Consider the following 26062-nt stretch of genomic DNA (forward strand, 5'->3'; position numbering starts at 1 on the left):
AACATAAATTTTTATATATTATAGTATAAACTTATTAAAAAAACTCTAATTTAAAAATTAAATTTAGAACTTCAAGTATAAGAAAAAAATATAGTTAAAGTTTAAGGAAATGTGATTAAAATTTGATAATTCTTTTACTTGAAGGGAAATAACAATGTCTGTTTGTCCATTGAATTTTGAAAAAGTTGATGCTAATGTAACAAGATTTTCTGCATTATTTGTTGCTGCTTTAGTTGGACTTTATCTTTATACTCATAATGTTTTTATACTCTATTTTTTAATTTTCGATTTTGTTATGAAACTTTTTTTAAACCGTGGTATTTCACCTATCAGTATGTTGGCAGAATTTTTTAAAGGCTTATTCAATATAAAAGACAAACTTGTAGACGGTGGTGCAAAGCGTTTAGCAGGTTTATTTGGTTTCTTATTTGTATTGTTATTACTTGTAACACACTATTTTGATTTATGGAGTGTCTCTTTAGGGATAGCAATCATTTTTCTTTCATGCTCTTTACTAGATGTATTTTTTGGTTTTTGTATAGCATGTAACATATACTTCATTATTAAAAAAATCTATCCAAATTTTATGAATAACCTATAGTTGTTTATTTATCTAGTTGTACAATAGTGTTAAGCAATTAATACTAAAGGATAAACAATGGATGCTGTAATCAAAGACCTTATTTCCAGAAAAGATGAAATTCAAGCAGAAGTAGAAACAATTTTTAAAGCAAATATGAAATTTACAGACTGGAATGTTCCTGAGGCTGACGATAAAGAGGCTGCAAAGGTAATTCTTGATATGATTCAAGAAAAATTAGATAAAATAAAAGCTGACGTTGAAGCTGGAAAATACGACAACTATTAAGGACAAATAGATGAATGAAAAAATTAGAGAAAATTTAGAAGCAATTAGAGATAAGGTTTCTAAAACAGATCTTCTTGATGAAAGTCAAAAAACTGACAGTGTTAAAAGAATTGAAGAGTGGGTTTTAGAAGACAAGGCTTTTGGAACTTTAAAAGACGAGTTAATTGAAACAAGCGTATTTTTTGAAAAACTTTTTGCAGAATTAGGTATCGAGTAAGGATATATTATAGATATGCAAATGGTTGTTGATTCCCTTCGTACAAAGGGAAAGATTTTTAAAAAAATGCAAGAAGTAAATCCTAAGGAATTAGGAATCAGAAATAAGATTAAAATTTATGTTGCTACAGATATAAATGGTTATTTTTGGGCTATTTTTGCAGTGAGCCAAAAAAGCAGATTGCTTATGAAAGATGTACATAAATTTGAAGAGATTTATTCAAAACTTACACTTTTCTGCGAACATAATTTTAAACAAAAGATTCTCTTCATAGATGCTCCTTTATGTTCTAAAGCACAAAAAGCTTTTAAAGAAGTAGGCTGGAAAATCCAGTAATGCTTCTTTGTGATATCGGAAATACCTCTTACCATTTTAATAACTCTACACAGGATTTTAAACACTCTGTAAAAGACTTTAATCCTGCATCTATTACCGAGAAAGTTTTTTTTATCTCCGTAAATGTCCAAAGCAAACAAAAACTGCAAATACTTGATAACTGGATCGATTTAGAACAGTTTATCGACCGCTCAAAATATTATGAAACAATGGGTATTGACCGCATCGTTGCTCTTGCTTCTGTAACTAATGCAGTTGTAATTGATGCAGGCAGTGCGATTACTGTTGATGTGGTAAAAAAAGGTAGTTTTGAAGGTGGTTTTATCTATCCGGGTATGAGAGCGATGCAGGAATGTTACAAAAATATCTCTTCTGCACTCGATTACTCATTTAACTTTGAGCTAGATTTGGGTAAAATGGCGAAAAATTCTCAAGACGCGATCAGTTACGGGTATCTCAAACCATTTGTTGATGAGATAAAAAGTAAAAATTTACCGATTATTTTAACTGGTGGAGACGCGTCAGAGTTTAAAAAACTATTTCCCGATGCCATACTCGATCAAGAGTTGATTTTTAACGGGATGAAAAAGATTATAACAAAGGCTGGTTTATGCTAACAGTTGCACTTCCAAAAGGTCGTATAGCAAAAGAAACACTAGAGATTTTTGAAACTATTTTTGGAGACAGTTTCAAATTTGACGATAGAAAACTTATTTTAGATACTCCAAAATTTCGCTTTTTACTTGTAAGAAATCAAGATGTTGCAACATATGTTTATCATCAAGCGGCAGATATCGGTGTAGTTGGACTAGACACTTTAGAAGAGCAGGGGCTTGACGTTGTTCGTCTGCTTGATCTAAGACGCGGTGTTTGTAAAGTGGCTATAGGGATGAAAAAGGGTGAGAAGTTAGACCTGACAAAGCCTGAGTTAAAAGTAGCATCTAAAATGGTAAACATCACGAAAAAATACTTTGAAGAACGTGCTGTAAGTGTTGAAATAATCAAACTTTACGGTTCGATTGAACTTGCACCGCTTATCGGTTTAGCTGATATGATTGTAGATATTGTTGAAACAGGCACTACAATGAAGCAAAACGGTTTAGAAGTTGTTCAAGATATTATGACAAGTTCGACTTATCTAATCGCAAATAAAAACTCTTATGTTGCAAAAAAAGATGAAGTTTTAGATATCTATGAGAAGATCAATAAAGTAATTAAAGCTGAGCAAAACGCTTAATGACAAATTTAGACCTATATGCAAAGGCTGAACACCTTTTAGGGATTGAAGAAGCAACAGAAGCACTTTATGATCTGTACCGTTCGGAATTAGAAGATTATAAGGTAAAAACACTTTTAGATGTAGGCTGTGGACGCGGCGGTTTTATGCGTCGTATGATTAGTGATGGTGTACAATGTAAAGGTGTTGATTTAAGTCAGTTCATGATAGATGAATGTAAAGAACAAGGCTTAGATGCAGAGTGTATTGACGTGAGTGAAGTTGAAGGCACGTATGACGCAGTCGTAAGTATTTTTGACGTACTTAACTTTATGGATAAAGAAGCACTGACAAAGTTTTTAGATGCAATAGCGCTTAAACTCAATGATGACGGAATATTTATCGCCGATATCAATACTATCTACGGCTTTAAAGATGTTGCAGAAGGTTCAATGAGTAATGATAGTGACGATGAGTTCTTAAGTGTTGATGCCATTTTTGAAAACAATGAACTCCATACAAAATTTACACTGTTTGAAAAAAATGAAGATGGAAGATATACAAAGTATCAAGATACGATTGTTCAGTACTTTCATAAAATAAAATTCTTTCAAAACCTCACATCATTGAAATTAGTTGACAAACAAACTTTCTCACTTTACGATACAGAAGATAAGACACTTTTAATCTTTAAAAAGCGATAATGAATATATATGATTACAGTATATATCAGTTAAATAAAAAGGATTAAAATGAGTAAACATAAACCAAAGATCGAAAAAGTTTTTGAACATCCAATTGCCGGCAATATTGATGTAACGAAATTAGTTCATGCATTAGAGCATTATGGGGTAGAGATAGACATGTCAAAAAAACATCGTTTATTATTGCACTATGAAGGCAAAGAGCATTCAATATCTCTTTCACATAACAATGAGTTACATAAAGATTCTATAGTACAGTTACGCCACTTTTTAGAAGAAGTTGGATTAACTCCAGACAATTTAGACTAAAAGAGGAATTCCTCTTTTAGTTAATATCCGGTAGTGGAGTTTTATCAGTAGAAGCTGGTAAAATTGGCATTGTTATAGCCGGTTTTCTTCCGTCTAAAGCTTTTAAGAAAGTCTCAATTTCACTTACTTGTTTGTCTGAAAGATCTAAACCTAATTGAACTCTACCCATCTCTTTAATTGCTGCAGGTAATGTTTTCATCATACCATTATGAAAATATGGTCCAGTTTGTGTAATATTTCTAAGTGTCGGTACTCTTACCATACCATTTGCATCACCTTTAAAGTCACCTACATTATTGTATTTGTAAGTGTTTACAGCGTTAAATACATTTAATTCTCCACCAAGTCCTACACCAGTGTGACATGTTGTACAACCAACTTGGATAAAAGTTTTTAATCCTTCTTGTTCTGCGTTTGTAAGTGCTTTGGCATCACCGTTTAAAAAGTCGTCATATCTAGATGGAGTTACCAGAGTTCTTTCAAATACAGCAATAGTATCTGCTACTTTTGCCAGATCAATTTTTACATCATCTCCGTAGATTTTTTTAAATGCACTTACATATTCTGGCATAGAACTTACAACTGCTGCAACATGTTCTTTTGTTGCTGCCATTTCAGGGGCTGCTTGCATAGGACCTTGCGCTTGGTCTTCTAAGTGTGGGCTTCTTCCATCCCAGAATTGAATAGAGTTAAATACAGAGTTATATACAGTTGGAGAATTTAAATGGTGTGGATTTACTGTCCATTTATGACCAATAGCAGCTTCTAAACCGTCATCACCACCTTCACTTAAATTGTGACAAGAATTACAAGAGATAAAACCACTTTTAGATAGTCTTGGATCAAAATAAAGTTGTTTACCAAGTTCAACTTTTGCATCCGTAATAGGGTTGTTTGGATTGTCAATCAGTTTCATAAGTGCTTTTTTATCACTTGGAATTGGTGCTAAACCAGCATCTTTTGCTTCTTGTGCTACAGTATTTGCCATTAAAGAACTTGCAACTGCTACAGATAATAATAGTAACTTTTTCATTATATACTCCAATTTAAAATGTATTAAAGGAAAAAAATTATCCTTTAAGGATGCCAAAATTATAACCTCTAATGCTTAAGTATATATTAGCAAAGTTTAATTATTTATAAAGTTTAATGCAGATTTTATTGCATTGATATAACTAAGGTTTTGTGCCTTGTTTTGGTAGGCTATATCAAAAGCAGTACCGTGATCTACGGATGTTCTAATAATTGGAAGATTGAGTGATATATTGACACTTTCATCAAAGTAAAGTGCTTTTAGAGGTGCTAAGCCTTGATCATGATACATTGCTACATAGTAGTTAAAGTTTTTTCTAAATGAGGGCGTAAATGCAATGTCTGGAACGATACATCCATGAAACAATTCTTTATCTAAAGTTGTATTTACATGAGCAATAGCTTTTTCAATCTCACGTTCTTCACTCCCGAGTACACCGTTATCTCCTGCATGAGGATTTAGCCCTAGAACTGCTACTTGTTTATCTCCCAAACTTTTTTGCAGATCAAAAAGAAACCGCGATATTTTTTCGTAAGTAATATGAGAAGGTACCTCTTTTAACGGCATATGCTCCGTAAAGAGTGCTACAAACATCTCAGGGCATCCAAGCATCATTATAGCTTCTTGGTTGAAGTGTTTGCGGAGCAGGTCGGTATGACCTACAAAATCAAGTCCTGCAAGTTTCCAAGCTTCTTTATGGATAGGCATGGTCACGACTGCATCGGCTTGTTTGTTTTCACAAAGTTTGATAGCTTCCATAAAAGAGTTATAGGAGTATAGACCACTCTCTTTACTTACTTGTCCTGCTTCAATAGTAAACTCTCCATCGATTTCGTGAAGTTGCAGATCCTCTGGGAGTTCATGGTTAAGAAGTTTCGCACCTTGATGCAGCATTGTGTAGCTGATACAGTAAACAGGGGAACAAAATTGTGAGATTGCCTTGTGAGATTTTAAGGCAATTTCCAGACCTACGCCGTTAAGATCCCCAATGGAGATCGCAATTTTTGGTTTCATCTGCTTGTGAGTCTTTTCATCTCTTGTACAGCTTTATCAAGACCAGTAAAAACACTGCGTGCAATAATACTTTGACCGATGTTAAGCTCAATAATTTCCGGAATATTTACCATATTATCTACGTTATGATAGTTTAGTCCGTGTCCTGCAGCTACCTCTAAACCAAGCTCATTTGCAAGTTTTGCAGCTTCTTTAATTTTTTCGATCTCTTGTTGCAGTCCTTTTTCAAGTTCAGAACGTGAAAGCTCTAACTCTTTGACTGAGTGGTTAGAGTATGGAAGTGCAGAGTTTAGCATTGCAAAAAGATTTGCAAAGTGACCGGTATGTAACTCTACCATTTGTGCACCTAACTCTTTAGATTTTTTCATAGCTTCTATGCTTGGGTCTACAAAAAGTGAAACAGGAATCTCTGCTGCATTTAGTTTATCGATTGCATACTTTACATATGTTTCATTACTGAAAAGATCTAAACCGCCTTCAGTAGTTACCTCTTGACGTTTTTCGGGTACGAGTGTCGCACGGTGCGGTTTGTTCTCACATACAATATCGATAATCTCTTTATTGATAGAACACTCTAGATTCACAGGTACTTTTGAGAGCATCATGATATTTTTAACATCTATATCTTGAATATGGCGTCTGTCTTCTCTAAGATGAATTGTAATTTGATCCGCTCCGTTTTGACAAGCAACGTAAAGTGCTTGTAAAATATCTGGATCGTTTACCTCTCTAGCTTCACGAAGTACGGCAACATGGTCAATATTTACACCTAATTTCATCTATTATAAACCTTTTTCTAATGATGTTTTATAGTGAGATAGATATTTCTCTTCTAAGTTTTGATAATCCACTACATCACCGATATGTACTTTAACTATGTATGTATCTTCAAATGGAGAAGCTTGAAAAACTTTTTCAAGCTGATCGTTAATATATACGGGAACTACTTTTAAGTTGTTAGCTTTTGCAATTTTTTCAGCACCGCTTTGAAACTCTTTAATACCTTCTGATTTATATCTTTCACCTTCAGGGAAGATATAAAGGTTCATATTGTCTACTTTGTTAAAAGTATTTTTGATAGTTTTAAAAAAACTTATTAACCCTTTTTTAGTTTCAAGATCAACACTGATACAGCCGCTATATTCGAAAAACTTTCCGTAAAAGCTGTCGAAAAGTTCCTGTTTTGCGATCCATGTGCCGTTTTTGTTATATCTTGAAAAAATGTTTTCCATTACGATGATGTCAAGCAGTGAACGGTGGTTGATAGCATAAAGGATCTTATCCTCTTTTGGAAGTTCACCGTCAATCTCTACTTTGATATTTAAAAATTCTAAAACTTTATTTGAATATGCTTGGCGTGATTTTGAGAGTTCTTCGTAAGCATACTTTTGTGAGATAAAAGGATGAAAAAAAGTTTTCTTAAATATACCGATATACTTGTACCCAAGCTTTATCATAAATAAGTATTTGCCAAGATCTTTAAACATAGCTACCCTCAAAAATATAAAAGGAGATTATAGCCAAAAAAGATTAATTTTTAGTGCTTAGTAAACTCATTTCTCTTTCCATGAGCCTGATTTCGTCTTGGGCTGAAATTTTGATTTCATTGTCGGTAATGAGTTCTTCTTGCTCTATTTTATTTGGATAATCGAAATGACTGAGAATATGTTTTATGGTATTGATTCTTGCTTTTTTCTTATTGTCTGAACGTATTACTGTCCACGGAGCATGAGAGGTGTGTGATGCCATCAGCATGGAAAATTTCGCTACTGTATATTTGTTCCAAAGTTTTTGTGATTTGAGATCAACGGGAGAGAGTTTGTATTGTTTGAGAGGATCTCTTTTTCTTTTTAGAAATCTTTTTCTCTGTTCACCTTTTGAAACAGAAAAATAAAATTTAAAAATACGGATATCTGAATTGACTAACATTTTTTCAAATTCCGGTACTTCACGTAAGAACTCCTCGTGTTCTTCAAGAGTACAAAAGCCCATAACTGGTTCTACACCTGCCCGGTTATACCAGCTTCTATCGAACAAAACAATTTCACCTGCAGATGGAAGATGTTCTGCATAGCGCTGAAAATACCATTGAGTTTTTTCAGTATCACTCGGTTTGTCCAGGGCAACAACTCTGGCACCACGAGGATTTAGATGCTCAGTAATACGCTTTATTGTACCCCCTTTGCCGGCAGCATCACGCCCTTCAAAGATCATAAGCACTTTTTGCCCTGTATCTTTGACATGGTTCTGCATCTTTAAAAGTTCAATCTGAAGCCTTTTTAGTTCACTCTCGTACTCTAAAACTTCTTCTTTTACCCAAACAGATACTCTTTTTTTCTTTTTTGATTTTCTTCTGTCTTGTTTAGTCTTGGAAGTAACTGATTTACGGCGATCTTCATGGACAATTTCTTCAAGTGCCGAACCTTCTGCCAATTCGTCTGCAACCATATTCTTTTTGCCCATAAAATGCTCCTTATAAACTTTTTTGTATCAGTTCGTCTATTTGATCAATATCTGAAGTATTTGCAAAACAGCTTTTTTCTCCACAGATCATAAAATCTTTGTCATCACTTGATTTAAGAATCGTAAACGGATAACTTATAGCTCCAAGTTTACTACGATTTTCTTTGAGATTAGTTAAAGTCGATTTAACAATCCTATCACCTTTGATGTAACGTAGTGCTTGAATCATCATATATGGATAATAAATCGGACGGCGTCCAAGATCATAAGAATTGTATTCCATCGTTTTAAACGCAAAGTGTGTATATTTTTCATCCTCTAAAAGCATTCCAAGCGTGAGAAGTACGTCCACAATAATACTAACACTGCTTGTGTATGTATTGTCAGTCACTTCAGCTTTAGTTTTAAACTCTCCTACACTGAAGTTCCATAAGCCTTTCTCATAAAAGTTTTCAAGCGCTTTATTTGCCATTCTTTGTGCTTGGATGAGATAATATTCATCCTGAGTTATTTTGTATGCACTAAGCAGTGCTTTTGCTAAAAAGGCATAATCTTCTAAGAATGCTTCAACTTTAGGTGTTTTTTCAGGCAGAGATGTATGGTATAGCGTGCCATTAACAAACATTTTTGCTAAAAGTGCATCAAGTGCCTCTATCGCTTTTGTTTCATAAGAGCCATCAACACTGCTTAGTTGGAAAAGGGAATAGATCATCATGGCAGACCAAGATGTTTGTACTTTTCTGTCAATAAACGGATATGCTCTTTTGCCACGGATCGATTGTAAAAGTTTTTTTACATCAGCAAACCATGTCGGGACTTCGTTGTCAAAGCGGATAATGTTTTTTCCTTCAAAGTTTCCTTGTAAAGTTACATTCATCTTTTCACACATTGCACCTGGTTCATCATAACCGTGTTGCGTAAGAAGATCATAGACTTCCTCATATGTGTAAGTAAAGTAAGTTCCCTCTTCACCTTCGCTGTCAGCATCACTTGCACTGTAAAAGAGGTTCTCTTCACTCATATGGTTAAACCAGAAGTCTGCTATCTCTTTAGCGGTATGTAAATACTTTTCATCTTTGTAAGCCAGATAAGCTTCAAGGTAGTTAGAACAAAGCAGAGCATTATCGTATAACATTTTCTCAAAATGGGGAACTAACCATTTTTCATCTACAGAGTAGCGGCAAAAACCACCGTCAACGAGATCATACATACCACCTTTTTTCATCTCGTCCAGTGTGTGTGTAATCATCGCTTGAATGGCTTTGTCATCATATAAGTTGTCTATCACTTGCAGCGCTTTGAGTGTGGAAGCGTGCGGGAACTTCGGTTCCACTGAAAATCCTCCGTATTTTGGCTGGAAGTTGCTTTTTGCCTGATTGATAAACGTAAGGTAAAACTCCGCTTTTAAAACAGTAGCCTCTTTTGGATGTTCAACATGCTTGATAAAATTTTCCACTTCATCGGCATTTTCGTAAAGTTTTGGATCATTTTCTTCAATTTTTTGAGCAATCAGTGATGTAAGGTCTTTAAAGCCCATACCTTCAACATCTCCTGTATGTGCTTCCGGAGGAATATAAGTGCCTGCAAAAAACGGTTTGTTCTGTGGTGTACAAAAGATTGAAGTTGGCCATCCGCCTGCACGGCGGTTTAAGAGTTGATATACTTCCTGATAGTGTTTGTCAATATCGGGACGCTCTTCACGATCAACTTTAATGGAGATGAAGTTCTCATTTAAAATTTGTGCACATTCTTCATTTTCGAAGACCTTCTCCTCCATCACATGGCACCAATGACATGATGAGTAACCGATGCTTATAAAAATTGCTTTATTCTCTTTTTGTGCTTTTTCAAATGCCTCGTCACACCAAGGCCACCAATCTACAGGATTGTTTTTATGTTGTTGAAGATAGGGTGAATCCTCTTTTTCTAATCTGTTTGCCATAAAATCTCTCGTTATTATATTTTAGTGTAGAGTAAGATAAAGAGGCTAATTTTGCGCTTAAAGAAAAGAAAATGTTACAATTACAAAAAAAATATTTAAATTTGGTTTTTTTTATGAAAAAAATTTATATAGCCGGTCCTGATGTTTTTGAACAAAATTCGATTGAAATCGGTAAAAAACTAGTAGCTTTATGTAAAATATATGGATTTGAAGGCTTATATCCTTTAGATAATGTAGTAGATTTTTCCCAGCCAAAGCAAAAAATTGCACAAGATATATATGAAGCCAATGTAGGAATGATACAAAAAGCAGATATCGTCATTGCCAATCTTAACAGTTTTCGAGGAAAAGAGCCTGACAGCGGTACCGTATGGGAATGCGGTTATGCCTGTGCTTTAGGAAAAGAAGTTTATGGATATATGCAGAGTACCAAGCCTTATATAGAAAGTTTTTCTAATGATGAAAAGTTTATAGAAGAGGAACATTTTTTGGATACACAAAAGAGAATAATAGAGGATTTTGATTATCCGATCAATTTAATGATAGCCTGTTCTATAAAGAAAATTTATGCAGGAAAATTTGAAGATGTTTTAAAGGCACTAACAACATAATGAGAATTTTAATTATTTCCCTCCTGTATATAGTGAGTTTATCTGCTGCTACTGTAGAAGAAAAAAAACTTGCAAAGATCTCTTTGCAACTGAATGGAAAATATCAGTTTGAATTTGCAGGTTTTATTGCTGCATATGAGAAAGGATTTTATAAAGATGTAGGTTTGGATGTACAGCTTAAAGAGTATCAAGACTCTACACAAATAGAAGAGGATGTTCTCAGCGGTATTTCTACTTACGGTATATATAACTCTTCAACTTTGATCGACTATCTAAAAGGCAAACCTATTAAACTGGTTGCTTCTTTCTTTAAACGTTCTGCTTTAGTCATGATTGTACATCCTGAAATAAAGTCCCCCAAAGACCTAGTAAACAAGAAGATTCTCTCTTCTACGAAAGAAGATTTTATATTAAACTTCAAACCGTTTTTAGATTTTTACAACATTAACATAGATGATATTCAACTGTTAAACTATAAATATACTATTGATGATTTTATAGATGGTAAAGTAGACGGAATGACTGTATTTATGTCTGATGAACTATACAAGCTCAATAAAAGAGGGATTAAATATCATGTGTTTGATCCAAGTAATGAGAACCTTTATATACTACAGATGGAACTCTTTAGTTCAGCAGATGAGATCAAAAATCATCCATCAAGAGCAATCAACTTTAGAAATGCATCTATCAAAGGGTGGCAGTATGCATTGGCACATAAAGAAGAGATTATAGAACTAATACATAAAAAATATGCTCCTGAACTTTCTAAAGAGGACCTTCTTGACGAAGCTTACGGAATTGAAAGGCTTATACTCCCGTATACATATGATATAGGCTCTATAGATAAAAACTTTTTAAACAAGCAGATGTCTTTTTTTAAAAAGCAGTACAACCTTGATCAACAAAAAGGACTTTCAAATTTTATTTTTAATTATGACTACGTAAATAAAAGCCTGTGTTTGAGTGAAGCGGAAAAACAGTATATTCAACAAAACCCAGTTATTAATGTTTGTACGTATTCTGATCAATATCCTATAGATGGGGTAAAAAAAGAAAAAATGACAGGAATAATGTCAGATGTTTTTAACGATATAGCTCAAACAACATCGCTCAGTTTTGAAGCTGTTCCTTCAAGTTCAAAAGAGGATTTGCAACAAAAAGTAAAAGATGGTGAATGTCAAATTCTTTCTGCATTTGGAACAAATTCTGACGAGTACCCGACACTTCAAGCTACGAAACCTTTTATCAATGTGCATTACACTTTAATTAGTAAATTAGATAAATCGTTCGTACTCTCTCCTGAAGAGCTGAAAGACAAAACAATAGTTGTACAGATGCCTTCATTTAAGGAGTATTTGCATTCATTGTATCCCTATATTAATTTTGTTGTAGAAAACGATAAAAACAAGATGGTGAAAATGGTGCTTTCATCCAAGGCATATGCTATAGCTTCACTGGATTTACAGGCTGATTATCTTATAGATAAATATGGATACGGTAAGCTTAAAATCAATGGATTTTTAGCAAAAGAATATCCTGCTCCTGCAAGTATAGGTGTACAAAAATCAGAGCCCGTTTTATATACAATTATTGAAAAAGCTTTAACTAGAATTTCTAAAGATAGAATGGACAACATACTAAATACATGGAGAACAACCCGTTATCAAAAAACAATGGATTATTCACTTGTAATTAAAATTGCAGGAGTGATGGGAGTTATTTTATTGGTGATGCTTTATTACCAAAGAAAACTAAGATCGTTTAATAAAGAACTTGAAAAACAGGTTGCAGAACAAACAAAACGGCTGCGTGACTACAATAAAACCCTTCAAGACAGTGTAGAGCAAAAAGTAGAAGAACTTATAGCAAAAGATGAGCTTTTAACACATCAGTCTAAACAAGCCGTTATGGGTGAAATGGTAAGTATGATCGCACATCAATGGAGACAGCCGTTAAATACGATTACATTACAGATTTCACAGATACAACTGCAGTATCTTTTAGAAAATAAATTAGATAAAGAAGAGATTTTAAAAACGTTTGAGGCTATTAATGCAACAATCATCTATTTATCTGACACAGTAGATGATTTTAAAACATATTTCTGTAAAGACAAAGAATTTGTAGAGATAGAGTTAGAAGAGTTGATCGAAAAAGCTATTACATTAATTAAAGCTAGGTTGAAAGATATAGAAGTAAATGTAGAGATCTACGAATCTATTAAGGCACAAGTCTATGTCAATGAACTTGTACAGGTACTTCTAAATATTTTAAACAATGCGATTGACGCGTATGAAGCATCAAACATGCATCATAAAAAGATCAATATCTCTTTAAGACAAGAAAAGCACAGAATCGTAATTGCTATTGAAGATAATGCAGGTGGTATACCAAAAGAGCATTTAGAAAAACTGTTTGAACCGTATTTCAGTACAAAAGGGAAAAACGGTACAGGTTTGGGGTTATATATGTCTCAAATGATTATAGAGAAACATTTTGGAGGTTCAATTAAAGTTGAGACAGAGGAGGGGAGAACGATTTTTAAAATCTATCTACCTACAGTTTCCCCTGTTTCACAAGAGCAATAACAAGAGGGATATTGATCCCGTCATTATTAAAACCTTCATCGTGACAAGCTTCACACTTGTCACCCATTGGACATTCACTATTTTCTATAGCTTCTTGTAATGTTTTTAGATTATGCTTTTTAATACACTCTGCAATCTCTTTAGCAGTAAGTGAATTACATATACATACTTCTGTATTTGAATCTAACATAGACATTCCTAAATTAAAGAGATTGAAGGTGTTCTAAGAACTTCTTAGGCTTTGTAAAACCTACGATTGTTTTTGAATGTATAGGTTGAAGCTCTTTATCAAAAAAGATAATTACAGGAGGACCGAACACTTTATACTTTTTACTAAGTGCTTTTGCATTTTCATCGTTAGCAGTTACATCTGCACGTACAAGTACATATTTTTTAAGCTCTGTAATCACTGCAGGATCAGCAAATGTGACTTCATCAAACTCTTTACAAGCTACACACCATTCAGCAGAAAAATCAAGCATTATTTTTTTACCTTTGTTTTTTTCTAAAACAGTATCTAGTTGTTCTAAAGAAGTTACAACTTCAAATTGAAGTTCTTCTTGCTTGGTTGTTTGTACACTTGTCGTTGAAGCTGCTAAAAATCCAAGAGGCTGAGTCATACTTGTCTTGCCTGCTAAGAAACTTAAAAACAGTGTAAGAGAATAGATAAAAAGTATAACACCGATAGTACGTTTAAAGATATGAGTTTGGTTTTCAAATGCACCCAGATAAAGTGCAAAACCGATACCTACTAAAGCATAAAGAAGGATTGTAATCTCATTTGAAATCACTTTATCCAGCATCCAAATAGCAACACCGAGCATGATAACACCGAAGATTGCATTTACCATAGTCATCCATGCACCAGGTTTAGGCATAAATTTACCAGCACTTACTCCTACTAATATAAGCGGTAATCCCATACCGATACTCATACTAAACAGTGCAGTAGCACCTAAAAATGCATCACCGGTTTGTCCAATGTAAACAAGTGCACCTGCAAGTGGAGCTGCAACACAAGGGCCTACAATTAATGCAGATAAAAATCCCATAATGGCTACACCGATATAACCACCTTGAGATGAGTTTTGACTTACTTTAGAAACAATGACTTCAGGTACCTTTAATTCATAAAATCCAAACATTGACATAGCAAGTGCTACAAAAACACCAGCGAATGAATAAACTACCCATGGTGTTTGAAGAGCAGCTTGAAGGTTTGAACCAAAAAGTCCTGCTAACACACCGGCAATTGTATATGCAATAGCCATAGCAAGTACATAAACTACAGAAAGAGCGAACGCTTTTCTAGTTGTTAAACCATGTCCTTGAGAGATAATAATACCTGAGATAATAGGGATCATAGGAAACACACACGGTGTTAAAGAAAGGAGAATACCGAAAATGAAAAATGTTGCAATAATAACGAAGAAACCACTGTGTTTGATAGTATCTGAGATGATGTCTGTTTCAGATTTTGTATCTTCTTCTGCAACAGGCAATTGCTTTTCTTCAGTATTTGAGACAAGTTTTGAAGTATCGACTTTTAAGTCAAACTCTTTTGTATAAGGCTCGTAACATAAACCTTGTTCTGAACATCCTTGGTAAGATATTTTTAGTTTTAGGTCCTTAACACCTTTGTTTGCAGATGTATCTTGAAGTGTTAAGATGTATTTTGGAGATTCTATATAAACCATGTCACCGTGGTGTTCAACCGGTGCAGGCTTGTTTATATTTTTGATAGAGACATCTTTTGTATTGAGAAGTTCCATTTTTAGTTGCTTTTCATATACGTAGATCTCTTCTCCAAGAGTTATTCCCGCTTCTATTTCCATCTTGTCATTGACTTTTGCATATGGTTGAAATGCTTGATCCGGCATTAAAAAACCTGCTGCCAAGCTTGATGTAATTGATAAAATGAATATGAGGATAGCTTTTAAAAGAAATTTCATTATTGTCCTATTTTAATAAATTAATTGATTTTAAGTATAACATAGAATTACATACGAAAAACGTAAAGTTCTACTTTATATTATTTTTTTATCCATTGTGCTACTTTTTCGGAAGAACCGTGTTTAAGATACTCACGTAAAAGTTTGGCATTCTGTAAAAAATCATCTCGATTATAGTTGTTAAAACACTCAAGCAAGTTTTTAGCTGTCACTTCATCTTGTAAGAACTCTGGATGAAGTGTAATGTTCTTGTACTTCTCCAACAAAATATTACCCAGCCCTACATGATCAAGCTTTACAAGTCTGCTGCCGATGAAATAATCGAGTGCTTTAGCTTTATATACCAAAATAAAAGGCGTTCCGATTAGAGAAGCCTCAAGTGTTGCCGTCCCGCTGCAAACAAAAGCAAAATCTACAGCATTGAGTGTTTTATGTGTATCGTGTGAAATAGTCACACCGCTGAGATCTCCGTAAAGGTCTTTAATCTCCTCTTGTGAGAAATGTTCTGGGATGACTATAGTAGCGTCAAGATTGAGAGTTTGAATTAACTCTTTGTAAACAGGCATAAGACGTCTGATCTCACTTTTACGGCTTCCAGGTAGATAGGCGATAGATTTGATCTCTGCATTTAACTGCTCTTTAAAAACAGTGATCTGATCCATTAGAGGATGTCCTACATATTTTATATTTGCCTCTTGCGGGTAGTATGAAGGCTCAAAAGGTAAAATAGATGCCAGTTTGTCAATAGTTTTTGTAAGTACAGGTATACGCTTTTTTTTCCATGCCCATGCTTGTGGCAGGATATAGTAAATGATCTCTTTGTCTGGATATTTTTTCTTGATTTTTTTTGCTAGAGGCAAGTTGAATCCGGAAGAGTCAATAAGCAGTACTTTATCAGCTTCTGCAGAGAGTTCTACCATCTTGTCTGCCAGCTTGAAAAAGTAGCGGATCTTTTTAATTGCATCTACAAGTCCCATAATCGCAAGTGATTGCAGATCTACGATAGGATTACCTAGTTTTTTATCAAATATTCCTAGTAATTCAACATCATCACCTAACTCTTTTGTTAGTGATGTTAAATGTACATTTGCCGAATGCTCCAGTGCCGATACGAGTAGTTTCATGATCCGCCGTCTCCCCAAGTTTGATAGCTGTCATCGTAGCGTTCAGCATTTTTATCATCATGATAGTTTTCTAAGTATGTAGTTAAGTTGTCTATATCTTCATCGCTTAACGTACTTGTAAACATGATCATGATCTCTTGCTGTTGTGTATCTGCTTTACCGCTTCGAAAACGTTTTAGTTTATATGTAAGAAATCCTTTTGCCCGGTTGGCTAGGTAAGGGGAGCGTTGCATTCCTTCGGCTCTATTGCCGTGACAATTATTACACCCTTTTTGCATATAAAGTATTTTTCCTTTTTCGTAAGGAGTTTTTGCAAAAAGTGACATAGAAAGTAAAAAAATTGTTAGGATAACACGCAACTCTTAAGCCTTTTTTCTTTATAATGTCATAATTATATCAGAGGTGGTGTAAACATGGTAATAACAAATGCGATAGTATGCGACGTAAACGGCTCTAAAGAGGTGGACGTTAAAGTAGTTGACGGAAAAATTGTAGAGATAGGTACATCATTGAAAGATGATGAAGTTATTGATGCAAAAGGTGCTTATCTTATTCCGTCTTTAGTAGATAAAAACGTAAGTTTGTTAGATGCTACACTCAATGCAAAAAATATTCATGCTATCGCAAATGAGGCAAAGCAAGGTGGTGTTGGAAGGGTTATAATCAATCCAAACACTAAGCCTGCCATAGATAACGAAGTTGTTCTTGAATTTGCACAAAATAGTATTAAAGATATTGACGATGTTCAAATTGATCTAATGCTAAACACTCTTCAAGAGGACCTTAGTCTTTCTAACATTGCAATTTTACTTAAAAAAGGGGCTACATCTCCATATATGAGTACGATAGCTAAAAACAATACTGCGATCAAAATTGCCGAATATGTAAAGATGTACGACACGACACTTTTTTGTAAAGCGGAAGACAACTCTTTAATTCAGTCAGGTGTGATGTTTGACGGTGACGTGAGTTCACATCTTGGACTTACTGGTATTCCTGAACTGAGTGAAGTATTACACGTTTCAAGGATGATCGAGATCGCAAGGTATTTTGATATTAAAATTCTTTTTAAATCTATCGCATCACCGAGAAGTATAGACCTGATTTCAAAAGCTAAACAAGAGGGTGTAAAAGTTTCTTGTGAGGTTTCTATCCACCACTTGGTACGTTGTGACGAATCGTGCAGAGACTTTAATACGATCGCAAAAATCAATCCGCCGCTTGCTTCACAAGAGGATATGCAAAGACTCCAAGAGTTATTAAAAGCAGGAGAGATAGATACACTTACAACACTTCATCAGCCAAACTCGCCTGTAAACAAAGAGGTGGCATTTGATGATGCGGCATACGGATGTTCTGCACTTGCAGATGCACTTCCACTTTACTATACAAAACTGGTAAAAAGCGAAATTATAGATATGCAAACGTTATTGAAACTAACGACTGATAATGGGACAATTGAAGTTGGGAATGATGCCGAACTTGTTTTATTTGATCCGACACAAAGTTATAAAGTGAACAATTTTGATTCACTTTATAATTCTGAAGAACTTTTTGGAACTGTTACTCCAGTATAATATCTGGAGTAGGTTCAGCAAAAAGATAACCTTGAAATTCATCTATTCCTAAATCTTTACAAACTTTATATACCTCTTGGGAATGAACAAACTCTGCAACCGTTATAATATTTGATTCTTTGGCAAATGTAATAATCGATTTTACAACTTTTTGTGCTCTCTCGTCCGTATCGATATTTTTAATCAATGAACCGTCTATCTTAATCAAATCAGGATTAATTTTGAGAAGATATGAAAAGTTTGAATAACCTGTTCCAAAGTCATCGATCGCAATTCTTGCACCTAGTTTTTTAATCTCTTGAAAAAACTCTTCTATCTCAGGAAGGTTATATATCTCTTCTGACTCTAAAATTTCAAAGATTACATGGTTCGCATTACTGCAAGTATGTAACTGTTCTTTGATGAAATTCTTTGTATGCTCGTTTAAAATATCACTGGCACTTATATTGATTGAAAATATACACTCTGTTCCTCTGAATTTTTCAAATGTTTGTCTGAGGACCTCTTTTGTAATGCTTGGGTAGTACTTTGTTTTCTGTGCAATGTCGATGAAATAATATGGTGATAAGATCGTTCCGTTGTCATTGAGTCTTACAAGTGCTTCGTATTTGCAAAGCTTTCTGTTTGGATTGACAATACGTTGAAAATAAACAAGAATATCATTATTCTCAAGAGCTGTCTTGATTTTGTTAATAGTATTTAGATTTTGAGTATGTGTATTTTTTTCTTCATCATCTTGAGTATAAATTACATATTCTTTATTTTGATTTTTAGCTTTTGTTAGAGCCATTTCCGCTTTTGCAAGTTTGTCGCTCATATCGAAACATATCCCGGCATACATCTCGACCGAAATGCTTATGTCGTTTTCCGTTTGTATAGTGTTGTTTTCAATTAACTGCATAATGTATTGAATAAACTTGGTAAAAGAGTCTTTACTTAGATGTTTATGGTTTTTAATGATGAACTTATCACTTCCTATTCTGTAAAGACTGTATTCTTTCTCATTGAGCTGGAATTGAGCTGTTTGTGTCACTTGTTGTAAAACAAGGTTTCCAATTTCAAAACCGAAAACATCATTAATCTGCTTAAAGTTTTTAATGTCAAGAAGTGCTAAAAAGCTTTTTGGATCATTATTTAAATCTTCAAAGAGTTTGTTTCTGTTTGGCAGTTGTGTCAGTGTGTCATAGTAAAGCTGTGTAAAGAGTTGTTCATCTTTTTCTCTGTTCTCTTCTTGTAAGCTGTTATATCCTTTTTCAAGTTCCAAGCCCATGGAAATAATGTTATTTTGAAGTTGTGCCAAAGAGTGTTCGTTTTTTTCGTCCAATGAGATTCTATGTAAAAGTTTGAACTTTTTGCTTTTTATTTTATTTGTCAAATTCTCTAGGAAGTTAATCTTCTTTAAAACACTCAGTGTTCTTCTTCTTGTAAGGTAAAAGATAATAATTGCCGTTGCCAAAATGAGAATAAAATTTTTCAGAAACTCTATCTCATATTTTTTGAAGAACTGTTCGAGTGTGCTGAGAGTCCCTACATAACCCATTACTCTTTGATTAAAATCAACAATCGGATAGATATTGAGGTAATATGTTTTTCCGTGCAGTTGCACTTTTTGAATTTTTTTTGTAAAGTCCATCCCTTTGATATCGTCAGGGCTGATTTCAATAGTATGATCCGCTAAGATGTAATCACCGATAATCTCTTTATCTTTAATGAAGTCGTCATAGTATTTTGTCATAAGAGAGTTTGTTGCTTTTCTGTTATAAACTAAAAATGCTTCATGTTCTGAATTCTCTTTTAAAACACTTGGGATCCACTCTATTTTTTTTCCTAAAGAGAGTCCTCCGAGAATTTTTCCGTTTTCATCAAAAATAGGGCTTGTAGCACGTAAACCTGCATATGTTTTACACATAAGCAAGTGGGTACTCGGTTGAAACGATGTTGTTACCCATTGAATGTCTGTTCTAACGTTTGAGAGGTTTTTACCTAGAGAGTTGAAGTTTGAGAAGTTTACAAACGAGATTGCAGGCGGTTTAAAAAAGTGGATCTCATATGTCAGCTTTTCATTACGCACTTTATTCCAAATTGGTCCTATGTGTTCTTTAATAATTTCTGGGTTGTCTTCTTCATATCCTTTTAGGACAAATTCATTTGTAGATAAAAGGTCAGAGAGGATTCTGACATTTTCCAGTTGAGCTTTCATCAGATTGTTCAAAACACTTTGGTCTTTTTGATAAACGGCTTGTTTCTCTTTCTCCAAACCAAACCAAAATGACGACACTTCATTAACTATAAAAAATGCGATTGCAGTAAGTGCAATAAAATAAATTGATTTATTAATTTTTCCCATATATCCCATGAAAAATATTTTATCTTTTATATATAAATAGCATACTTAAAAAAAGTATTAAACCTGATCTTTTAGCCTAAAACTTATTAATCTAGAAGTTGTTTAATTAATTCAAGCTCTTTTGCACTTAAAGAGAGTTCTGAAACTTTCAGGTCATCTATCATATGTTGTTCTGACGTCGTGCCATCAAGGGGAACAATGTTTTCTGATATTAAAAAAGCATATAAAATTTGCGCTGCTTCAACACCGTGTTTCATTGCTGCGCGTATAACAGGTTCACTTTCTAAAAGATGCGGATTTGCACTGAGACTCCAAAAACTTTGGTATTGGATATTGTTTGCATTACAAAAATTACGTAGCTCTACATCATAGTCGGTATCCTTGTAAAAACGGTTTTGCAATACGGCAGGTTTTATTTCAGAAGCTTCATATAAACGTTTCAAAGTCGTAAGATCGTAACAGTTACTAATTCCCAGCTGTTTTACTTCCCCTTGATGAACAAGTTTCTCCATAGAATTCCACACCTTCAATAGATTTTGAAAAGGAAAAAGAGGGGAATGGAGGATATACGAGTCTATATAGTTTGTTTGAAGATTGATTTTTGATTGCTCAAACGATTGGAAAACTTGAGTCTCTAGCGGAGCGTTTTTATCATAGGGGATATTATGGGGATCCTGACCTTCAACGGGAGTAAATTTTGTTTGAACAAATATTTTGTCACGTTCCAGACCTTCTGATGCAACACGTTTTAGTGCTGCACCGACGCTTGCTTCGTTATAGTGACGGGGTTGACAGGCTGTGTCAATCCCTCTAAAACCCAATTTCAATGCTTTTTCTACAAGTTCAGCAGTTTTCTCTTTTTTCCATGCTGTTCCATAGAGAAGTTTCGGTGTTTCTGCTTTAATGTTTGTCATGTGAACCGCAGTCACATCCTCCAAGCATACCAATTACAAAGTGATCATTCACTTCTGTAATGTCAAATTCATGTTTTCCGCAAAAACTGTTTTGCATAAATGCCAACTGCTTAACGGCAGCATCTTGAGCAGTCTCTTTATCTTCAAAAGATGTGATTTGTCCCATCCCTTCACGTTTTGCACAACTACAAAGTTTTTCTACTATTACATGATGTAATTCCATTTTGCATCCTTTTTCAGAGTTCTAAAAGAATATACATTCTATGTTCCGTTATAAGAAAAATATGTCTTGTAGTATAGAATATGCAAAAAGAGTTTTAACTTCTTTTCGCGTAAAACTCCGCTTTAAATTCTGCAAAACGATCTTCTAAAATCGCTTGACGTACTTGTTTCATAAGATTGAGATAATAGTGCAAGTTATGGATAGTCGCCAATCTAAAGTAAGCGATCTCACGTGAACGGAAAAGATGGTTGATGTATGCACGCGAGTATGTTTTACATGTCAAACATTCACACTCAGGATCGATCGGAGCGTCATCCTCTTTAAAAGCCGCACCTTTGATGTTTAACTTTCCAAATGAAGTAAATAGCGTACCGTTACGAGCATTACGTGTCGGCATAACACAGTCAAACATGTCTATTCCGCGCTCGATGTTCTCTATCAAATCTTCAGGAGTTCCAACACCCATCAAATAACGTGGTTTGTCTTCTGGCATATACTGAGTAGTGTGCTCAACGGTGTCGTACATATCTTGGTTTGCTTCACCTACCGAAAGACCACCGATTGCAAAACCGTCATATGGCAGGGCACATAACTCTTGTGCACTTTTTGTACGGAACGCTTTATCAGTTCCCCCTTGGATGATCGCAAAAATGTTTTGATCAACACCGACACCCTCAGCTTGTTTCGCTCGGAAATACTCGATCGATTCCTCTGCCCATTTTGTAGTACGCTCAATACTTAGTGCTATACGCTCTTGTGTATTTGGAAGTGCTACAAGGTCATCTAAGATCATCATAATGTCTGAGCCTAGGTTTAACTGGATGTCGATAACTTTTTTCGGTGTAAAGAAGTGTTTACTTCCGTCAATATGTGAGCGGAACTCGATCCCGTCCTCTTTCGGTTTAGAATTGTCACTCAGTGAGAATGCCTGAAAACCGCCGCTGTCAGTTAAGAAGCTTTTCGGATACTTTGTAAAACCGTGAAGTTTCCCCATCTTTTTAACCGTTTCATCTCCGGGGCGTAAGTACATATGGTAAGTATTTGCAAGGATGATTTCAGCACCTAAAAGATCTAAAACATCATGTACGTCAAGAGATTTGACACTTCCAACAGTACCTACAGGCATAAATACAGGTGTTGTAATTGTAGAGTGAGCAGTTTTTATAGTCGCAGCACGTGCTTTGCCGCTTGTCGCTTCGAGCTTGAATTCCATAAAATAATTCCTAAAATTGGTAACTTTTAAAGGAATTATACCATTTGGATACTTATGTAACTAAAGTAGCAAAAAAAATTTTATTTAATTGCAATAATACTGTTCTCAAAAACATAAATTCGCATATAAGGAGTCAATCATGTATTTAACAGCTTTTGATCCATATAGAGATTTCAGAGCTTTAGAGAAAAGAATGATGCAACCATTCAGTATGAAAGACAAAGAGGGTGGCATCAGTGCATTTACACCTAGTGTAAACACGCGTGAAGGTGAGTTTGCTTACCACGTTGACGTTGACCTGCCGGGTGTCAAAAAAGAGGACATCAAGGTAGATGTTAAAGACGGAAATATTACCATCTCTGGTGAGCGTAACTTTAAAGAGGAAGTGAAAGAGGAAGACTACTACAAAGTTGAAACAAGCTTTGGAAAGTTTTCAAGAAGTTTTTCCCTTCCTGATGATGCCGACACTGAAAACATTACGGCAAGTACAGATAACGGTGTTTTAGAAGTTGTAATCCCGAAAGTGGATACATCAACTAAAACAAAAACTATAGAGGTTAAGTAACAACCTTTTCCCCTTTTCTAAGTTCTCCTTTACATTCCCATTCTTCTCCTAATGGGAATGGTAACTTCTGTTTAAAGCTTCTTCAAATTATACATTTAGATAATTTCAAGCTACTCAATATATAATGCATAAGAAAAGCAAATTAACGGAGTCCTCTTATGAAAAACATAGTTCTTAAAAAAGCTTTAACATACTTCGCAATTGTTTTCACAATGGGTTTTGTTTTGGGGACGATCAGAGTCTTATGGTTGGAGCCGAAACTGGGTACTAGAATGGCAGAACTAAGTGAGATGCCTATTATGCTTGTTACTATGATAATAGCGGCAAATTTTATTATGAAACGGGGAGAACAGTTAACTAAACGCATTCACGAATTGGCTGTCGGTGCAATTGCCTTAGTTCTTCTTTTAGCTATAGAGTTTAGCGTGGTATTGTGGCTGCAAAATATCTCTATCGGGCAGTATTTAGATAGCAGAGACAGCATGGCATTTACGGCATACACAATTTCACTGCTGCTTTTTATGTTTATGCCGTATTTGGTAAGTAAAAAGTAGTCTATTTACTAAGACAAAATACTTTTGCGAGAGTATGAATTAAACGCTCTGTTTTGCTCAATAACCTCTAAAACACCGTCCCAGAATTTTATTCTTGCTTCGATCGCATTGATCGCAGCTTGTTTTGCTTCTTCGATCTTGATCGGATCATTTTCACAGAGTATCTCCAACATTTTTAGCGACATTGGTCCGTGGTGATCAGTGTCTAGTTCTATATGACGCTCAAGGTAGTAGTGAAACACTTCGGTGTCTTCTTTTTTGATAGCCATTTTTTCCAGCAGTGCACGAAACATTTGAGGGATGATGTGTTCACGACCAAGAGCAAATGCTGCCGCTATGAGATGAGGTTTATTGCTATTTATAAAGCCAAATGTCGTTTTCATAAATTCTGTTGAAGCAAAAGGTGCAATCTCTGTTTGTAGTGCTGATTCCACAGAAGAGGCTTTAACAGTCTCTAAAAACTGAAATACGTTTTGAGAACTTCCGACTCTTACTTCTTCCATCGCTTGAGCATAAAGGCTGAAATGGCTTGTATATGTCGGAGTGCCGTCAGCAAGAGGCAAGCCTTGATCAGATTCCTCTTCTAAAACAATGTCGTTTATAAATCTTTGTACGTCTGTGTTGCCAAGAGGCATCCACGGTGTTTGCGCAGGGGCAAAACAGTTTTGCAGGTATTTTACCAAAGACATGAAGTCCCAGACAGAGTAAACATGGTGCTGCATAAACAGAGTTAAATCATCTAGGTTTTTAACTGCCGCATACACTGGATGTTGTGCTAATTTCTTTCTATATTCTGCTATCTCTTCAAGTGGGAACTTTGACATCTTTATACTCGCAAATAATTTTTTGGTAATTCTATCGAAACAATGTGAATTTAGGGATTTATTTTATATTTTTGGTGCTATAATGTTTATAAATTAGCGATATGGATGTGTTTATGGATAAAAAAATAATCGGTAGACGGGAGAAGATATCTATCATCGACCTAGAACTATTTGATCTAGATGCAAAAGTAGATACTGGTGCAGATTCAAATGCATTGCATTGTGATGACATAGTTGTAGAAGATGGTGTTGTTCATTTTACTCTTTTAGATGATGTACATGAGGCATATAACAATAAACGTTTTTCACTGCCTATATACAAAATTAAAAAAGTAAAAAGTTCTAATGGAGAGTTACAGATACGCCCCTCAATTAAAGTAGAAGTAGAGTTTTTCGGGAAAAAGTATCATGGTGTTATCTCTTTGACAGATCGTAAAGATATGAAATTTCCTATGCTTATAGGAAGAAAATTTTTAAAAGATAAATTTTTAGTAGATGTTGCGTTAGAGTATGTAGCAAAATAAAAGGGTTGATATGAGAGTTTATATATTATCGAGAAATGAAGAATTATATTCTACAAAAAGATTAGTTGAAGCTGCCAAGCAAAAAAATTGGGATGTAAGAGTTATAGATTATTTGAAATGTTCTATCGAGATTATGAAAGGGGAGTTGAAGATCAATTATGAAGGTAAACGTCTTCCTGCTCCTGATGCTATTATTCCACGTATCGGTGCGAGCCGTACATTTTACGGAACTGCAATGGTGAGACACTTTGAGATGATGGATGTGTTTTCAACTTCGGGCTCTTTAGCGATTAAAAGAAGTAGAGATAAACTAAGAAGTCTGCAAATTCTTTCAAAAAATGGCGTGGATATGCCAAAAACTGTTTTTGCTTCGAATAAATCAAGTGCAAAAGACGTGATAGCACTTAGCGGCGGTGCCCCTTTGGTTCTTAAAATTTTGGAAGGGACACAAGGTGTCGGTGTTGTTTTAGTTGACAGTGAAAAAGCGGCAAAATCGGTTTTAGATGCATTTTACGGAATGGATGTAAACCTTCTTGTTCAAGAATATATTGAAGAAGCAGGCGGTGCTGATATTCGTGCATTTGTAGTAAACGGTGAAGTTGTAGGTGCTATGCGTCGCCAAGGTGCTGAGGGTGATTTTAGATCGAATCTGCATCAAGGTGGTAAGGCTGTAGCACACAAACTGAATCGTAAAGAGAAAGCGACGGCACTGGCAGCTGCTAAACATATGGGACTTGGTATTTGCGGTGTAGATATGATTCCGTCAAAACGTGGACCGCTTGTTATGGAAGTAAACTCTTCTCCGGGTCTGGAAGGGATTGAAAAATCTACGGGACTTGATATTGCGGGAAAAATTATGGATTATATTGAATCAAACGTAACACCGGCAGCAAGTACAACGAAGAAAAAAAGACTTAAAAAAGATAACATCGGAGCATAAT

Annotated in this window: 30 protein-coding genes; 15 read left to right on the top strand and 15 right to left on the bottom strand. The window is 34.8% G+C overall.

Going from position 1 to position 26062, the window contains the following annotated elements; all coding sequences use genetic code 11:
• Positions 1–154 precede the first annotated feature (154 nt).
• The 8 genes from P6N22_RS01415 to P6N22_RS01450 are packed head-to-tail and all read left to right on the top strand — an operon-like array spanning position 155 to position 3650.
• On the top strand, positions 155–601 hold the full coding sequence (locus P6N22_RS01415) for a DUF4395 family protein (RefSeq protein WP_280329472.1): 447 nt from the start codon (positions 155–157) through the stop codon (positions 599–601).
• 57 nt (positions 602–658) lie between these two features.
• Positions 659–868: a hypothetical protein gene (locus P6N22_RS01420; protein ID WP_280329474.1), complete on the top strand. Its 210-nt coding sequence runs from the start codon at positions 659–661 to the stop codon at positions 866–868.
• Between the two features lie 10 nt (positions 869–878).
• A complete protein-coding gene (locus P6N22_RS01425; protein ID WP_280329476.1) occupies positions 879–1085 on the top strand; it encodes a hypothetical protein in 207 nt (68 codons plus the stop codon).
• A 15-nt stretch (positions 1086–1100) separates the two neighbouring features.
• Positions 1101–1421 carry a hypothetical protein gene (locus P6N22_RS01430; RefSeq protein WP_280329478.1) on the top strand — a complete coding sequence of 107 codons (321 nt, stop codon included), beginning with the start codon at positions 1101–1103 and terminating at the stop codon, positions 1419–1421.
• Positions 1421–2038 (top strand): type III pantothenate kinase, encoded by a 618-nt coding sequence (locus P6N22_RS01435; protein WP_280329479.1) that lies wholly within the window; start codon positions 1421–1423, stop codon positions 2036–2038. The genes P6N22_RS01430 and P6N22_RS01435 overlap by 1 nt, the downstream gene beginning before the upstream one ends.
• Positions 2032–2658 (top strand): ATP phosphoribosyltransferase, encoded by a 627-nt coding sequence (gene hisG, locus P6N22_RS01440; RefSeq protein ID WP_280329481.1) that lies wholly within the window; start codon positions 2032–2034, stop codon positions 2656–2658. Before P6N22_RS01435 ends, hisG begins: the two co-directional genes overlap by 7 nt.
• Positions 2658–3341 (top strand): class I SAM-dependent methyltransferase, encoded by a 684-nt coding sequence (locus P6N22_RS01445; protein WP_280329483.1) that lies wholly within the window; start codon positions 2658–2660, stop codon positions 3339–3341. Before hisG ends, P6N22_RS01445 begins: the two co-directional genes overlap by 1 nt.
• A gap of 48 nt (positions 3342–3389) precedes the next feature.
• Complete coding sequence (locus P6N22_RS01450) at positions 3390–3650, top strand: hypothetical protein (protein ID WP_280329485.1); 261 nt, start codon at positions 3390–3392, stop codon at positions 3648–3650.
• A gap of 16 nt (positions 3651–3666) precedes the next feature.
• Here the strand turns inward: P6N22_RS01450 and P6N22_RS01455 are convergent, their stop codons facing one another.
• The 6 genes from P6N22_RS01455 to P6N22_RS01480 form a co-directional block, all read right to left on the bottom strand.
• Complete coding sequence (locus P6N22_RS01455) at positions 3667–4683, bottom strand: cytochrome-c peroxidase (RefSeq protein WP_280329486.1); 1017 nt, start codon at positions 4681–4683, stop codon at positions 3667–3669.
• A gap of 96 nt (positions 4684–4779) precedes the next feature.
• A complete protein-coding gene (pdxA, locus tag P6N22_RS01460) occupies positions 4780–5697 on the bottom strand; it encodes a 4-hydroxythreonine-4-phosphate dehydrogenase (protein WP_280329488.1) in 918 nt (305 codons plus the stop codon).
• Positions 5694–6476, bottom strand: a complete 783-nt coding sequence (locus P6N22_RS01465) for a pyridoxine 5'-phosphate synthase (protein ID WP_280329490.1) — start codon at positions 6474–6476, stop codon at positions 5694–5696. The genes pdxA and P6N22_RS01465 overlap by 4 nt, the downstream gene beginning before the upstream one ends.
• Before the next feature lie 3 nt (positions 6477–6479).
• The gene (locus tag P6N22_RS01470; RefSeq protein ID WP_280329492.1) at positions 6480–7184 is read right to left on the bottom strand and encodes a lysophospholipid acyltransferase family protein; all 705 of its coding nucleotides are present in this window, start codon (positions 7182–7184) and stop codon (positions 6480–6482) included.
• A gap of 43 nt (positions 7185–7227) precedes the next feature.
• Positions 7228–8160 carry a polyphosphate kinase 2 gene (ppk2, locus tag P6N22_RS01475; RefSeq protein ID WP_280329494.1) on the bottom strand — a complete coding sequence of 311 codons (933 nt, stop codon included), beginning with the start codon at positions 8158–8160 and terminating at the stop codon, positions 7228–7230.
• Positions 8161–8170: 10 nt separating this feature from the next.
• Complete coding sequence (locus P6N22_RS01480) at positions 8171–10102, bottom strand: thioredoxin domain-containing protein (protein WP_280329495.1); 1932 nt, start codon at positions 10100–10102, stop codon at positions 8171–8173.
• A 113-nt stretch (positions 10103–10215) separates the two neighbouring features.
• On the opposite strand from P6N22_RS01480, the gene P6N22_RS01485 reads away from it, so the two are divergent.
• Positions 10216–10713, top strand: coding sequence for a nucleoside 2-deoxyribosyltransferase (locus P6N22_RS01485; protein WP_280329496.1), 498 nt, complete (start codon positions 10216–10218; stop codon positions 10711–10713).
• Positions 10713–13304 (top strand): ABC transporter substrate-binding protein, encoded by a 2592-nt coding sequence (locus tag P6N22_RS01490; protein ID WP_280329499.1) that lies wholly within the window; start codon positions 10713–10715, stop codon positions 13302–13304. The genes P6N22_RS01485 and P6N22_RS01490 overlap by 1 nt, the downstream gene beginning before the upstream one ends.
• On the opposite strand, the gene P6N22_RS01495 is transcribed toward P6N22_RS01490, so the two are convergent.
• From P6N22_RS01495 to P6N22_RS01510, 4 genes are all read right to left on the bottom strand, one after another.
• Positions 13273–13494 (bottom strand): (2Fe-2S)-binding protein, encoded by a 222-nt coding sequence (locus P6N22_RS01495; RefSeq protein ID WP_280329500.1) that lies wholly within the window; start codon positions 13492–13494, stop codon positions 13273–13275. The two genes, P6N22_RS01490 and P6N22_RS01495, sit on opposite strands and share 32 nt — an antisense overlap.
• A 13-nt stretch (positions 13495–13507) precedes the next feature.
• Complete coding sequence (gene dsbD, locus P6N22_RS01500; RefSeq protein ID WP_280329503.1) at positions 13508–15256, bottom strand: protein-disulfide reductase DsbD; 1749 nt, start codon at positions 15254–15256, stop codon at positions 13508–13510.
• An 80-nt stretch (positions 15257–15336) separates the two neighbouring features.
• On the bottom strand, positions 15337–16380 hold the full coding sequence (lpxB, locus tag P6N22_RS01505; protein ID WP_280329505.1) for a lipid-A-disaccharide synthase: 1044 nt from the start codon (positions 16378–16380) through the stop codon (positions 15337–15339).
• Entirely contained in the window at positions 16377–16739 is a 363-nt protein-coding gene (locus P6N22_RS01510; protein WP_280329507.1) for a cytochrome c, read from the bottom strand. The genes lpxB and P6N22_RS01510 overlap by 4 nt, the downstream gene beginning before the upstream one ends.
• A gap of 54 nt (positions 16740–16793) precedes the next feature.
• Between P6N22_RS01510 and P6N22_RS01515 the strand changes: the two genes are divergently transcribed.
• Positions 16794–17957 (top strand): dihydroorotase, encoded by a 1164-nt coding sequence (locus P6N22_RS01515; RefSeq protein ID WP_280329509.1) that lies wholly within the window; start codon positions 16794–16796, stop codon positions 17955–17957.
• Here the strand turns inward: P6N22_RS01515 and P6N22_RS01520 are convergent.
• From P6N22_RS01520 to tgt, 4 genes are all read right to left on the bottom strand, one after another.
• Complete coding sequence (locus P6N22_RS01520) at positions 17944–20313, bottom strand: bifunctional diguanylate cyclase/phosphodiesterase (protein WP_280329511.1); 2370 nt, start codon at positions 20311–20313, stop codon at positions 17944–17946. The genes P6N22_RS01515 and P6N22_RS01520 overlap by 14 nt on opposite strands.
• 77 nt (positions 20314–20390) lie before the next feature.
• Positions 20391–21233, bottom strand: coding sequence for an aldo/keto reductase (locus P6N22_RS01525; RefSeq protein ID WP_280329513.1), 843 nt, complete (start codon positions 21231–21233; stop codon positions 20391–20393).
• On the bottom strand, positions 21205–21441 hold the full coding sequence (locus P6N22_RS01530) for a hypothetical protein (RefSeq protein WP_280329514.1): 237 nt from the start codon (positions 21439–21441) through the stop codon (positions 21205–21207). The genes P6N22_RS01525 and P6N22_RS01530 overlap by 29 nt, the downstream gene beginning before the upstream one ends.
• 94 nt (positions 21442–21535) lie before the next feature.
• A complete protein-coding gene (gene tgt / locus P6N22_RS01535) occupies positions 21536–22654 on the bottom strand; it encodes a tRNA guanosine(34) transglycosylase Tgt (protein WP_280329516.1) in 1119 nt (372 codons plus the stop codon).
• Positions 22655–22793: 139 nt separating this feature from the next.
• Between tgt and P6N22_RS01540 the strand changes: the two genes are divergently transcribed.
• Together P6N22_RS01540 and P6N22_RS01545 are read left to right on the top strand one after the other, a co-directional pair.
• A complete protein-coding gene (locus P6N22_RS01540; RefSeq protein WP_280329518.1) occupies positions 22794–23219 on the top strand; it encodes an Hsp20/alpha crystallin family protein in 426 nt (141 codons plus the stop codon).
• 158 nt (positions 23220–23377) lie between these two features.
• A complete protein-coding gene (locus tag P6N22_RS01545; protein ID WP_280329520.1) occupies positions 23378–23773 on the top strand; it encodes a hypothetical protein in 396 nt (131 codons plus the stop codon).
• Positions 23774–23781: 8 nt separating this feature from the next.
• Here P6N22_RS01545 and P6N22_RS01550 read toward each other — a convergent pair whose 3' ends face one another.
• A complete protein-coding gene (locus P6N22_RS01550) occupies positions 23782–24597 on the bottom strand; it encodes a DUF3050 domain-containing protein (RefSeq protein ID WP_280329522.1) in 816 nt (271 codons plus the stop codon).
• Positions 24598–24710: 113 nt separating this feature from the next.
• On the opposite strand from P6N22_RS01550, the gene P6N22_RS01555 reads away from it, so the two are divergent.
• Entirely contained in the window at positions 24711–25121 is a 411-nt protein-coding gene (locus P6N22_RS01555) for a RimK/LysX family protein (protein WP_280329524.1), read from the top strand.
• A gap of 10 nt (positions 25122–25131) precedes the next feature.
• Complete coding sequence (gene rimK / locus P6N22_RS01560) at positions 25132–26061, top strand: 30S ribosomal protein S6--L-glutamate ligase (protein WP_280329526.1); 930 nt, start codon at positions 25132–25134, stop codon at positions 26059–26061.
• Position 26062: the final 1 nt, after the last annotated feature.

The organism is Sulfurimonas sp. C5 (genome assembly GCF_029872055.1).
Classification (GTDB): Bacteria; Campylobacterota; Campylobacteria; order Campylobacterales; family Sulfurimonadaceae; genus Sulfurimonas.

Excerpts from the sequence above, each read along its gene's own strand:
- P6N22_RS01415 (WP_280329472.1), top strand. The coding sequence starts at position 155 with ATGTCTGTTTGTCCATTGAATTTTGAAAAAGTTGATGCTAATGTAACA.
- P6N22_RS01420 (WP_280329474.1), top strand. The coding sequence starts at position 659 with ATGGATGCTGTAATCAAAGACCTTATTTCCAGAAAAGATGAAATTCAA.
- P6N22_RS01425 (WP_280329476.1), top strand. The coding sequence starts at position 879 with ATGAATGAAAAAATTAGAGAAAATTTAGAAGCAATTAGAGATAAGGTT.
- P6N22_RS01430 (WP_280329478.1), top strand. The coding sequence starts at position 1,101 with ATGCAAATGGTTGTTGATTCCCTTCGTACAAAGGGAAAGATTTTTAAA.
- P6N22_RS01435 (WP_280329479.1), top strand. The coding sequence starts at position 1,421 with ATGCTTCTTTGTGATATCGGAAATACCTCTTACCATTTTAATAACTCT.
- hisG (WP_280329481.1), top strand. The coding sequence starts at position 2,032 with ATGCTAACAGTTGCACTTCCAAAAGGTCGTATAGCAAAAGAAACACTA.
- P6N22_RS01445 (WP_280329483.1), top strand. The coding sequence starts at position 2,658 with ATGACAAATTTAGACCTATATGCAAAGGCTGAACACCTTTTAGGGATT.
- P6N22_RS01450 (WP_280329485.1), top strand. The coding sequence starts at position 3,390 with ATGAGTAAACATAAACCAAAGATCGAAAAAGTTTTTGAACATCCAATT.
- P6N22_RS01455 (WP_280329486.1), bottom strand. The coding sequence starts at position 4,683 with ATGAAAAAGTTACTATTATTATCTGTAGCAGTTGCAAGTTCTTTAATG.
- pdxA (WP_280329488.1), bottom strand. The coding sequence starts at position 5,697 with ATGAAACCAAAAATTGCGATCTCCATTGGGGATCTTAACGGCGTAGGT.
- P6N22_RS01465 (WP_280329490.1), bottom strand. The coding sequence starts at position 6,476 with ATGAAATTAGGTGTAAATATTGACCATGTTGCCGTACTTCGTGAAGCT.
- P6N22_RS01470 (WP_280329492.1), bottom strand. The coding sequence starts at position 7,184 with ATGTTTAAAGATCTTGGCAAATACTTATTTATGATAAAGCTTGGGTAC.
- ppk2 (WP_280329494.1), bottom strand. The coding sequence starts at position 8,160 with ATGGGCAAAAAGAATATGGTTGCAGACGAATTGGCAGAAGGTTCGGCA.
- P6N22_RS01480 (WP_280329495.1), bottom strand. The coding sequence starts at position 10,102 with ATGGCAAACAGATTAGAAAAAGAGGATTCACCCTATCTTCAACAACAT.
- P6N22_RS01485 (WP_280329496.1), top strand. The coding sequence starts at position 10,216 with ATGAAAAAAATTTATATAGCCGGTCCTGATGTTTTTGAACAAAATTCG.
- P6N22_RS01490 (WP_280329499.1), top strand. The coding sequence starts at position 10,713 with ATGAGAATTTTAATTATTTCCCTCCTGTATATAGTGAGTTTATCTGCT.
- P6N22_RS01495 (WP_280329500.1), bottom strand. The coding sequence starts at position 13,494 with ATGTTAGATTCAAATACAGAAGTATGTATATGTAATTCACTTACTGCT.
- dsbD (WP_280329503.1), bottom strand. The coding sequence starts at position 15,256 with ATGAAATTTCTTTTAAAAGCTATCCTCATATTCATTTTATCAATTACA.
- lpxB (WP_280329505.1), bottom strand. The coding sequence starts at position 16,380 with ATGAAACTACTCGTATCGGCACTGGAGCATTCGGCAAATGTACATTTA.
- P6N22_RS01515 (WP_280329509.1), top strand. The coding sequence starts at position 16,794 with ATGGTAATAACAAATGCGATAGTATGCGACGTAAACGGCTCTAAAGAG.
- P6N22_RS01520 (WP_280329511.1), bottom strand. The coding sequence starts at position 20,313 with ATGGGATATATGGGAAAAATTAATAAATCAATTTATTTTATTGCACTT.
- P6N22_RS01530 (WP_280329514.1), bottom strand. The coding sequence starts at position 21,441 with ATGGAATTACATCATGTAATAGTAGAAAAACTTTGTAGTTGTGCAAAA.
- tgt (WP_280329516.1), bottom strand. The coding sequence starts at position 22,654 with ATGGAATTCAAGCTCGAAGCGACAAGCGGCAAAGCACGTGCTGCGACT.
- P6N22_RS01540 (WP_280329518.1), top strand. The coding sequence starts at position 22,794 with ATGTATTTAACAGCTTTTGATCCATATAGAGATTTCAGAGCTTTAGAG.
- P6N22_RS01545 (WP_280329520.1), top strand. The coding sequence starts at position 23,378 with ATGAAAAACATAGTTCTTAAAAAAGCTTTAACATACTTCGCAATTGTT.
- P6N22_RS01550 (WP_280329522.1), bottom strand. The coding sequence starts at position 24,597 with ATGTCAAAGTTCCCACTTGAAGAGATAGCAGAATATAGAAAGAAATTA.
- P6N22_RS01555 (WP_280329524.1), top strand. The coding sequence starts at position 24,711 with ATGGATAAAAAAATAATCGGTAGACGGGAGAAGATATCTATCATCGAC.
- rimK (WP_280329526.1), top strand. The coding sequence starts at position 25,132 with ATGAGAGTTTATATATTATCGAGAAATGAAGAATTATATTCTACAAAA.